Genomic DNA, 10,813 nt, shown 5'->3' with positions numbered 1-10,813 from the left:
CTACAGCAGCCTCATTTGCTGTCAAGTGATTATTTTCAGAAGTTTTCGAAGAATTCTTCAACAACTTCAACCACTTGCGCTTCCGATCTCTCGTTAGCGGGAGGCGAATTCTACAGCGTTACTCGCTATTGTCAACACCTCTTTTTCTCCGCTTTCGACCGAGAAGATCGAACCGTTAAAAGAGCCAAACATCACCGCTCTTTCAGCTCCTTCCAGGCTTCGATGAACTGAAGCGCCCCGCTCTCGAAACCTACTTAACTCATTGAATCTCAAGGAGTTTTCCGTTTCGACTGCGCCGGAAGTGGGGCGAATTATAGACGTCTGGAATCTGCCGTCAACCGTTAATTTCACTTTTGTTGCAGAACCTGCTTTTTGGGCACTAAACGCGGGATTCGACGAGCCACCGGAGGGACACGCAGCAATAGAAGCAGCCCACCTATAAAGGCATAGATCGCCCATTCCTTAAGATCAGCACGCGCGATCCACAGCATATGCAGAAGACCCAACCCAAGAATCACATAGACCAGCCGATGCAGCTTCTTCCAGCGAACACCTAAACGGCGCTGACTGTAGCGATTGGAGGTCACCGCTAACGCCAACAATCCGAGGAACCCCAGCGCACCGACAATAATGTAAGGCCGCTTGCGCAACTCGACACCCAGTTGAGACCAGTCGAACCCCAGGATGAAAGCCATATAGCTGCAAAGGTGCAAAACCACATAGACAAAACACCAAAGGCCCAACTGTCGCCGAACAGCAATCCACCCCGCCCAACCGGTCAGTTTCTGCAAAGGCGTCATGCTCAAGGTGATCAACAGCAACACCAACGTGCCAAGGCCCAGCCTATCAACCAGCACCTTGCCAGGATCCGGCCCAAGCAGATCTGCGAAAGCCTGATAAAACCACAGCAATGGCCAGATCGCTGCGGCAATGAAAACACCCACCCGCCAGACCGGATATCGCATCAGTAGTTCTTCCGTAGATCGAGCCCTGTATATAAAGAAGCGACTTCATCCGAGTAGCCGTTGAACATCTGTGTATCGCGCACATTCGGCTTGAACAGACTGTTCGGCAGCCTCCGCTCGCGCGCTTGCGTCCAGCGCGGATGATCGACTGTCGGGTTCACATTTGCATAGAAGCCGTATTCGTCCGCCGCAATGCTTTGCCACGTCGTTTTCGGCTGCTCACTGACCAGACTGATACGCACGATGGATTTGACGCTTTTGAAGCCATACTTCCATGGCACCACCAGCCGCAGAGGTGCTCCGTTCTGATTCGGTAGCTCGCGCCCATACATGCCCACCGCGAGGATCGCCAACGGATTCATCGCCTCATCCAGACGCAAGCCTTCTATATAAGGCCAGTCGATCAGTGCGAAGCCGGAGCGCTGCCCGGGCATGCTTTTCGGATCCTGCAGGGTTTCAAACCGAATGTACTTGGCATTGGAGGTCGGCTCGACCTGCTTGAGCAGCGCCGCGATGGGAAACCCGATCCACGGAATGACCATCGACCAGGCCTCGACACAGCGCAGACGATAGATACGCTCCTCCAACTGGTACGGTTTCATGAAGTCTTCCAGCGCATAACGCCCCGGCTTACCCACCTCCCCGTCCACCACCACACTCCACGGCTCGGTTTTCAGCGAACCGGCATTAGCGGCCGGATCACCCTTGTCGGTGCCGAACTCATAGAAGTTGTTGTAGTGAGTCGCGTCCTTAAAAGGCGTGATCGCCTCATCCTTGACGTTTACCGCCCCCCATTTAGTAGAGGGGAGTTTTTCGGTAAACCAGGCGGGCGCCTTGCCAGGTTCGACATCGGCATATCGCGCCGCATCGTCAGCACTGGCCCAGCGCGGAAGACTGCTCACGGCGATGCCGGCCGCGGTGGCTCCGAGCAGCTGGCGGCGAGACAGATAGATGGATTCAGACGTGACGTCCGACTCATGGCAGTCAGACGCTTTGGGGATTTTGATGAGCATGGCAACTCCGCAGCTTTGGAGGACAGATGCACCCATAGACTGCGGAGTATGCTGGAAATTACATCACTCGGCGTTTTTGTGACGACGAAGATGCAACAGATACTGGATTGGGCCGGAAGCCGCATAAGCGAGGAACACCAGCAGCAGAATGCGCGGTGGATCGCTGAATACGACAGCGAACACCAGCACTACCGCGAGGATCGCCACGAAAGGCACGCGACCTTTCAAATCCAGCTCCTTGAAGCTGTTGTACTTGATGTTGCTGACCATCAGCATGCCGGCAGCCGCTACCATCAGTGCGACCAGGAACGACATCTTCGAACCCTGGATGCCGTAATCGCTGAACGCCCAGACAATGCCTGCCACCACACCGGCAGCTGCCGGACTGGCCAGACCGATGAAGTAGCGTTTGTCCGCTGTCCCCACCTGAGTATTGAAACGCGCCAAACGCAACGCTGCGCCCGCTACATAGATGAAGGCGACCATCCAGCCGACCTTGCCCATGTCACCTAGCGCCCAGCCGAAGGCCAGCAATGCAGGGGCAACACCGAAGGCGACCATGTCGGACAGCGAGTCATACTCGGCGCCGAAGGCACTTTGCGTGTTGGTCATGCGCGCGACACGACCATCGAGGCCGTCCAGCACCATCGCGACAAAAATCGCGATTGCGGCGAACGCGAAATACTTGCTCGCGTTGACGGAATCACCAGCGCTTAAGGCCGCCTGAGCGCTCATCGAGTTGATGATGGAGTAAAACCCGGCAAACAGGTTTGCGGTGGTGAACAGATTCGGCAGCAGATAGATACCACGATGCCGGACTTTACGACCTTCTGCGTCATGCCCTTCTTCGATGTGCTCATCGATGGGCAGCAGGCTTTCGGCGTCTGAAGCCTTGTTCGGCTCTTCGGGACGTTCGCTCATGGACATTACCTTGCAACGGTTTGGAAAAATTCGACAGCTGCCTGTGGACGACGGTTCGGCCACAAACGATGCAGCTTTATACCAGAACCACCGACCCAAACGAAAAAACGCGGCCGAGGCCGCGTTTTTCGTACAAGGGACGACGACTTAGTTTTTGGCTTTGTCGACGATCTTGTTGGCACCGATCCACGGCATCATGGAGCGCAATTGCTCGCCGATGATTTCGATACCGTGAGCGGCGTTGTTACGACGCTTGGCGGTCATCGAAGGGTAGCCGGTTGCGCCTTCGCTGATGAACATTTTGGCGTATTCGCCGTCCTGAATACGTTTCAGGGCGTTGCGCATGGCCTGACGGGATTCGGCGTTGATCACTTCCGGGCCGGTCACGTACTCGCCGTATTCGGCGTTGTTGGAGATCGAGTAGTTCATGTTGGCGATACCGCCTTCGTACATGAGGTCAACGATCAGTTTCAGTTCGTGCAGGCACTCGAAGTAGGCCATTTCCGGCGCGTAGCCAGCTTCAACCAGAGTTTCGAAACCGGCTTTTACCAGTTCAACGGTACCGCCACACAGAACGGCTTGCTCGCCGAACAGGTCGGTTTCAGTCTCGTCCTTGAAGGTAGTTTCGATGATGCCGGTACGACCGCCACCAACGCCTGCAGCGTAGGACAGTGCAACGTTTTTGGCGTTGCCGGAAGCGTCCTGGTAGATCGCGATCAGGTCAGGAATACCGCCGCCTTTCACGAACTCGGAACGTACGGTGTGGCCCGGGGCCTTCGGCGCGATCATGATCACGTCGAGGTCGGCGCGCGGAACAACCTGGTTGTAGTGGATCGCGAAGCCGTGGGAGAAGGCCAGGGTGGCGCCTTTCTTGATGTTCGGCTCGATTTCGTTCTTGTACAGAGCAGACTGGAACTCGTCCGGGGTCAGAATCATGACCAGGTCGGCAGCAGCAACAGCGGAAGCAACGTCGGTCACTTTCAGGCCGTGAGCTTCGGCTTTGGCAACGGTGGCCGAACCTTTACGCAGACCGACGGTAACGTCGACACCGGAGTCTTTCAGGTTGCACGCCTGGGCGTGGCCCTGGGAACCGTAACCGATGATGGCAACTTTCTTGCCCTGGATGATCGACAGGTCGCAGTCTTTTTCGTAATAAACTTTCATGAAATTCCCCTATATATCCAGGCCGTTCAGGCCATTCACTAATTTGGTTTAGATGCTGAGTACTTTGTCGCCGCGGGCAATACCGGTTACGCCACTACGGACGGTCTCCAGAATCGATGCGGTGCCGATGGACTGAATGAAGCTGTCGAGCTTGTCGCTGGTACCGGTCAATTGAACGGTATACACGCTCGCGCTGACATCGACGATCTGTCCACGGTAAATATCGGTGGTGCGTTTGATCTCGGCGCGCTGGGCGCCAGTGGCCTTGACCTTGACCAGCATCAGTTCGCGCTCGATGTGAGCACTTTCCGACAGGTCCACCAGCTTGACCACTTCGATCAGCTTGTTCAGGTTTTTGGTGATCTGCTCGATGACTTCATCATGACCCACAGTGGTCAGCGTCAGACGCGACAGGGTCGGGTCTTCGGTCGGGGCCACGGTCAGGCTTTCGATGTTGTAGTTGCGCTGCGAGAACAGGCCGACTACGCGAGACAAAGCGCCGGGTTCGTTTTCCAGAAGCAAGGAAATAATGTGCCGCATGATTAAGTACGCTCCGTCTTGCTCAGCCACATATCGCGCATGGAGCCGTCTTTGATCTGCATCGGGTAGACGTGCTCGCTGGTATCAACCGAAACATCGATGATCACCAGACGATCTTTCATGGCGAACGCTTCTGCCATCTTCGACTTCAGATCTTTCGATTCGGTGATGCGTACGCCGACGTGGCCATAAGCTTCAGCCAGCTTGACGAAGTCAGGCAGCGATTCCATGTAGGAATGCGAGTGACGGCTGCCATAGCTCATGTCCTGCCACTGACGAACCATCCCCAGAACACCGTTGTTCAGGATGACGATTTTCACTGGCAAGCCATATTGCAGGCAGGTCGACAGTTCCTGGATGTTCATCTGGATACTGCCTTCGCCGGTGACGCAGGCAACGTCGTCGTCCGGGAAGCTCAACTTGATGCCCATGGCTGCGGGGAAGCCGAAGCCCATGGTGCCCAGACCACCGGAGTTGATCCAGCGATTCGGCTTGTTGAACGTGTAGTACTGCGCAGCGAACATCTGGTGCTGACCCACATCGGAGGTGATATAGGCATCGCCCTTGGTCACTTCACACAGGGTTTCGATAACGGTCTGCGGCTTGATTTGGCTGCCGTCGCCCTTGTCGTAAGGGAACAGACCGCGATCACCGCGCCATTCATCAACCTGCTTCCACCAGCTGGCCACGGACTCCTTGTTCGGGGTCTCGCCGATTTCCTTGAGGATCGCGACCATTTCGGTCAGGACGCTCTCGACCGGACCAACGATAGGCACGTCGGCCTTGATGGTCTTGGAAATCGAAGCCGGGTCGATGTCGATGTGAATGATCTTGGCATTCGGGCAGAACTTCGCCGGGCCATTGATCACTCGGTCATCGAAACGTGCGCCAACCGCCAGGATCACGTCGGCATGGTGCATCGCCAGGTTGGCGGTGTAACTGCCGTGCATGCCGAGCATGCCGATGAACTGACGATCGGTGCCTGGGAAACCGCCCAGGCCCATCAACGTGTTGGTCACCGGCAGGTTGAGCATTTTCGCCAGTTCGGTCAGCGGAGCAGAACCGTTGCCCAAAATGACGCCGCCGCCGGAGTACAACACCGGGCGCTTGGCCGCCAGAAGCATTTCTGCTGCCTTGCGGATTTGCCCGGAGTGGCCACGAACGGCCGGGCTGTAGGAACGCAGCTTGGCTTTTTTCGGGAAGATGTATTCGAACTTCTCGGCCGGGTTGGTCATGTCTTTCGGGATATCGACCACGACCGGGCCCGGACGACCGGATTGCGCCAGGTAGAAGGCCTTCTTCATGACTTCCGGGATTTCCGAAGCGTGCTTGATCATGAAGCTGTGCTTCACGATCGGCCGGGAGATACCGATCATGTCGGTTTCCTGGAACGCGTCGGTGCCGACCATGGTGCTTGGCACCTGACCGGAAATGATCACCATTGGAACCGAGTCCATATAGGCAGTGGCAATACCGGTGATGGCGTTTGTGGCGCCTGGACCGGAAGTCACCAATACCACGCCGGCTTTACCGGTGGCACGGGCGTAGCCGTCAGCCATATGGGTTGCCGCTTGTTCGTGACGAACCAGGATGTGAGTCACTTCCGGTTCTTTGAACAGGGCATCGTAAACATGCAGGAGAGCACCACCCGGGTACCCGTAGATATATTTGACGCCTTCGTCACGCAAGAAGCGGACGAGCATCTCACCGCCAGATAAAAGCTCCACGTTGTTCACCTCTAAAACGCCAGAATACCGCCCACGAAAAATGGGACGGGTCTTAATAGGTTTACTTCTCGGCAGAGCATGAGCGACGGTGGTCGCCGACTACGTCAGCACTGACTGAGCAAGTATTGGGATCGTCCCAAGTGTTGCGGGCCTTTCCCACCCAGCGCGAGGTAACGCGTTGCGGGTGTAACAGGTCGGCGCGGGTGTGCGCCTCATGATCTACCGAGTGGGTCTGCTTCTGGCAGTCCCTCTACAGCGGACTTTGGATTCTTCTGTTTCGCCCTCTCCAAGTCAAGTCGTCTGTGTGGTTAATTGTGGGTAAGCACATGAGAACGCAAGAAAAAACCTGAAAACGGCTACTCTGTTAGCGTCAATTGCGCAATTTTGCCAAGGAATCAGCATGCGAATGCTTCTGTTAACCCTGCTGATCGGCCTCAGCCCATGGTGCACAGCCGCTCAGATCTACAAATGGGTCGATGCCCAAGGTGTTACGCACTTCGATGCGCAACCTCCGCCGGGCCAACCATCCACCACCGTACAGACGCACTCGTCACCACCGGCAAAACCTGCAGCAATGCCGGGCAGCGGTGTGCTGGGCGATCAGAAAGCCATCGACGACAAGGTTAAAAAGCAGGTCGACGACCAACAGGCGCAGCTCAAGGCATTTTGTGAGCAGGCGAGGACGAACCTTGCGCAATTACAGAACAATCCGCGTTTGCGAGAGGAAGTCGGGGGGAAATTGCGGCGGCTGGATGATGCACAACGGCAGGAGCGCATTGTCGAAGCGCAGAAACAAATTGCGGAGAACTGCCAGTAGAAAACTGTAGGAGCATTCGAGTGAAACGAGGCTGCGATCTTTTGATCTTGAGTTTAAAGATCAAAGGATCGCAGCCTGCGGCAGCTCCTGCAGGGAGCCGGTGTCAGCGTTCAAGAGCACCGTTCCAGCAAAGGACAGCGTAAGCGTTCTTCAGCGGGAAGCGGTGATCAGCAGGTCAAACTCTTTGAGCAGCACCTGCAGTTGACGATCCCGTCCCTGAACGTTGCGCTGGGCGAAGACCATTTCCGCCATTTCCTGAATACCCGAGGCGTTCGGCAGCGGCAGATCCTGTTCAAGGATCATCTTCATGCGGGGCAGGAAGATCCATTGCAGCCACTGCTCGAAATCGAGCGTGTCGACCGAAAACGGCTCGACACTGCTCAATGCTTCGGCCGACGGCGAAACCTCATCCCACCAGCCCTGCGTACGCAGCTCACGCTCGATCAGCAATAACTGATCGGCGATTTTCGGGAAACGTGCATCCATCACAGCGTTACCTTGGCCTTTTGACGGGCCAGGGCAGCGCCAGCGGAATCACCTTGTTTCTCACGGGACTGAGCGATGATTTCCCACAGATTGGCCTGCAAATCCGGACGACCATTGGCCATGGTCAACGCACGACGGGCGAACTGCTCGGCCTGCGGCGCATCGCCTTGAGCCATGCGCACCTGAGCCAGACGATAGAGCACTTGCGGCTCACGCGGCGCAACACGCTGCGCGCGCTCAAGGCTCGACGACGCACCGTTGAGGTCGCCACCGGCCTGTTGCTGTTGAGCCGTCGTCAGCAAGGCGAGTACCGGACCATCCAGTTGCTCGTCCGCCGACAAACCACCGCCACTGCTGGCCGAAGGAATGCCGCTCGGTGTCGAAGGCATGCTGTAGCTGCCGGAGTTGATCGGCGCCGACTCTACTGGCGACGGGTTGTATGGCCCCGACGTAATGCCGCCGGATGCCGGGCCCGGCACAATTGGCGCAGCGCTGATCGGTGCCGACGTTGTCGCGCCACCGCCCGGCACCATTACTACGACGCCGGTATCGCCTTGCGGGATGGCTTGAGGCTGGCCCTGCACAGGACGCTTGACCGTCGTCTGACGGAAACCGCCATTGGCGGAAATGCGTTCGCTGTTGGACACGGCTGAGCCCGAATCCACCACTGGGATCGAACCACGCTGAACGGTAGAGCAGCCGCTGAGCAAAGCCACGGCGGTCACCGCTGGAATCAACCACTTGTTCACTTGAAACCCTCTTTGCTTAATTCATCCAGCCCTTGACCCAATCCATCACCGACTCGCCAGATGCAGGCGTCTCGCTTGCACACGCAGCGCCGGGTGGTGGTTCGCTGCCGCGAATATACGGCATCTGCACCGCACCCGGGCAGTTGGCGTCAGAACCTTGCCCGGTACGCGAATCAACCCATGCCTGCACGACGTTGTCCGGCTGCGGCATGTCCAACGGCAGCGGATCGGCCTTGCGCATGAAACTGCTCCAGACCTGCAACGCACCGGTCGCACCGGTGAACGGCGTCTTGCCGTTGTCATCACGGCCCAGCCAGACCACTGCCAGCAAGTCCTGACTGAAACCTGCGAACCAGCTGTCGCGCGAATCGTTACTGGTACCGGTCTTGCCGGCCAGCGTCAGAGTCTTCGGCAACACGTTATAAACCGAGCTGCCTGTACCTTCGCGCATCACCCGCTGCATGGCGTTCTGGATCAGATAGATCGACGCCGGATCAAACCGCTGCTCGATCTGGAACGGATAGCGCTTGAGCGGCTCGCCTTCGGCAGTCAGTACGCTGCGAATACCGCGCATCGGCGTATTGAAGCCACCGTTGGCCAGCGTCTGGTACATGGTCGCCACTTCCATCGGCGTCATCGCGCCCGCCCCCAGCAACATCGACGGGAACGCCGGGAACTCGCGGGTCACACCCAGACGGGCCAGCGTCTTGAGGACATTCGGCACGCCCACTTCCAGACCCAGGCGCGAGGTCGAGAGGTTGTAGGAATGCGCCAGCCCCTGATACAGGAACACGGTGCCGTGGGAACGACGATCATAGTTCTGCGGCTTCCAGACTTGACCGTTCGCGCCTTTGACCGACAACGGATCATCCGACAGCCAACTGGTCAGTGTGTACTGGCTCGGTTTCTCCAGCGCGGTCAGATAAACCGCCGGTTTGATCAACGAGCCGATCGGCCGCACGGCATCCAGTGCCCGGTTGAAACCGGCATAACTGGCCTGGCGACTGCCGATCATGGCCTGGACTTCGCCGGTCTCCGGATTGGTCACGACCATCGCCGCTTCGACGTCATCGGAGCCCTTGCGACCGGCCAGACGCTTGAAGGTGTCGTTGACCGACGCCTCGGCCTTCATCTGCAGGATGGGGTCAAAACTTGTGAAGATCCGCAGGCCTTCTTCAGTCAAGTCTTCGTCGCGATAGTCTTCGCGCAGTTGACGTTTGACCAGGTCGATAAAGCCCGGGAAGGAGCTATCGGCCAGTTTGCCGCGAGTGGTTACACCCAGAGGCATGTTCTTCGCCGCGGCAACTTGCTCGGCAGTCGCTACGCCTTGCTGCTCAAGCACGTCGAGCACCAGATTGCGACGTTCCAGCGCACGCTCAGGATTGCGACGCGGGTTGTAATAGGACGGGCCTTTGACCATGCCGACCAGCATCGCGACCTGATGCAGTTTCAGCTCGGACAATGGCTGACCGAAGAAGAACTGACTGGCCAGACCAAAACCGTGCACGGCGCGCTGACCATCCTGACCGACAAAGACTTCGTTGAGGTACGCCTCAAGGATTTCCTTCTTGTCGTAATGCAGTTCCAGCAACATCGCCATCATTGCTTCAGTGAGCTTGCGGCTCAGGCTGCGTTCGTTGGTCAGGTAGAAGTTTTTCACCAACTGCTGGGTCAGCGTACTGCCGCCCTGAGTCATCTTGCCGCCAGAGGTGTTGACCCAGATCGCCCGGGCAATCGACTTCGGCGACACGCCCCAGTGGCTGTAGAAGTCCCGGTCTTCGACGGCGACCAAGGTTTCCAGCAGATACGGCGGCACCTGATCCAGTTTGATCAGGATGCGGTCTTCGAGGTTCTTCGGATAAATCCCGCCGATCAGAACCGGCTCCAGACGTACCACGGACAGTTTCGAACCGTTGGTCGCCGACAACTCGGCCACGTAATCGCCCGAGAAGCGCACACGCACAGGTTGTGCCTTCTCAAGCCCTTCATAGAACTGGAAGCCACGGGTATTCAGGTCGACGGTGTTTCCGGAAACTGCGGCAGCGCCGGGGCCATTGCTCACGGCTTCGCGGCGATAGCCGAGTGCGTCGAGTTCGGTGAGGAAATCTTCCTTGCTGAGCTTCTGTCCGACGAACAGCTCAAGCGGGCGCGCGTATACCTTGGCCGGGATGGTCCAGCGCTTGCCGGAGAACTTCTCCTGCACCACGGCATCGAGGTAAACGGCAAAGCCGGCCAGCACTACAAGGCCGACCAGACTGAGTTTAATGGCCCAACCCATCCATGGGCGCAGGCCCTTGGAAGGTGGTTTTTTCTTGGTACGGGGAGATCGAGTTCGAGTCATGGCGGCGGATTATACGCACTTTATTCAGACTCAACAGGCGCGCTCCGAGGTTTGCGTCAGGCGGGCGAGCGGCCATAATGGCGACCTCGA

Annotated in this window: 10 protein-coding genes and 1 pseudogene; 2 read left to right on the top strand and 9 right to left on the bottom strand. The window is 57.5% G+C overall.

Annotated elements, in window-relative coordinates; genetic code table 11:
- Positions 1-231, top strand: a pseudogene (locus ICA15_RS25130) (hypothetical protein); the annotation flags it as partial.
- Between the two features lie 116 nt (positions 232-347).
- Here ICA15_RS25130 and msrQ read toward each other — a convergent pair.
- The 6 genes from msrQ to ICA15_RS25100 form a co-directional block, all read right to left on the bottom strand.
- Positions 348-965, bottom strand: coding sequence for a protein-methionine-sulfoxide reductase heme-binding subunit MsrQ (gene msrQ / locus ICA15_RS25125; RefSeq protein WP_210554930.1), 618 nt, complete (start codon positions 963-965; stop codon positions 348-350).
- Positions 965-1,978, bottom strand: a complete 1,014-nt coding sequence (gene msrP, locus ICA15_RS25120) for a protein-methionine-sulfoxide reductase catalytic subunit MsrP (protein WP_210554929.1) — start codon at positions 1,976-1,978, stop codon at positions 965-967. Before msrP ends, msrQ begins: the two co-directional genes overlap by 1 nt.
- 63 nt (positions 1,979-2,041) lie before the next feature.
- Positions 2,042-2,899, bottom strand: a complete 858-nt coding sequence (gene pssA, locus ICA15_RS25115; protein ID WP_042561080.1) for a CDP-diacylglycerol--serine O-phosphatidyltransferase — start codon at positions 2,897-2,899, stop codon at positions 2,042-2,044.
- 147 nt (positions 2,900-3,046) lie between these two features.
- Complete coding sequence (gene ilvC, locus ICA15_RS25110) at positions 3,047-4,063, bottom strand: ketol-acid reductoisomerase (RefSeq protein WP_007948647.1); 1,017 nt, start codon at positions 4,061-4,063, stop codon at positions 3,047-3,049.
- 48 nt (positions 4,064-4,111) lie between these two features.
- A complete protein-coding gene (gene ilvN / locus ICA15_RS25105; protein WP_003176102.1) occupies positions 4,112-4,603 on the bottom strand; it encodes an acetolactate synthase small subunit in 492 nt (163 codons plus the stop codon).
- Positions 4,604-4,605: 2 nt separating this feature from the next.
- A complete protein-coding gene (locus ICA15_RS25100; protein ID WP_210554928.1) occupies positions 4,606-6,330 on the bottom strand; it encodes an acetolactate synthase 3 large subunit in 1,725 nt (574 codons plus the stop codon).
- A gap of 400 nt (positions 6,331-6,730) precedes the next feature.
- Between ICA15_RS25100 and ICA15_RS25095 the strand changes: the two genes are divergently transcribed.
- Positions 6,731-7,147, top strand: coding sequence for a DUF4124 domain-containing protein (locus tag ICA15_RS25095; protein ID WP_150617399.1), 417 nt, complete (start codon positions 6,731-6,733; stop codon positions 7,145-7,147).
- 150 nt (positions 7,148-7,297) lie between these two features.
- On the opposite strand, the gene ICA15_RS25090 is transcribed toward ICA15_RS25095, so the two are convergent.
- From ICA15_RS25090 to mrcB, 3 genes are read right to left on the bottom strand one after another with little or no spacing between them, the layout of a single operon-like run.
- Complete coding sequence (locus ICA15_RS25090) at positions 7,298-7,633, bottom strand: YqcC family protein (RefSeq protein WP_150595353.1); 336 nt, start codon at positions 7,631-7,633, stop codon at positions 7,298-7,300.
- Positions 7,633-8,382 carry a hypothetical protein gene (locus ICA15_RS25085; RefSeq protein ID WP_210554927.1) on the bottom strand — a complete coding sequence of 250 codons (750 nt, stop codon included), beginning with the start codon at positions 8,380-8,382 and terminating at the stop codon, positions 7,633-7,635. The genes ICA15_RS25090 and ICA15_RS25085 overlap by 1 nt, the downstream gene beginning before the upstream one ends.
- Before the next feature lie 16 nt (positions 8,383-8,398).
- Positions 8,399-10,723 carry a penicillin-binding protein 1B gene (gene mrcB / locus ICA15_RS25080; RefSeq protein ID WP_150602244.1) on the bottom strand — a complete coding sequence of 775 codons (2,325 nt, stop codon included), beginning with the start codon at positions 10,721-10,723 and terminating at the stop codon, positions 8,399-8,401.
- Positions 10,724-10,813: the final 90 nt, after the last annotated feature.

It is taken from the genome of Pseudomonas sp. P116 (assembly GCF_020149425.1).
GTDB lineage: Bacteria > Pseudomonadota > Gammaproteobacteria > Pseudomonadales > Pseudomonadaceae > Aquipseudomonas > Aquipseudomonas anatoliensis.
Note: the sequence above shows the minus strand (reverse complement) of the source record. Positions and strands in the feature narration are given on the sequence as shown.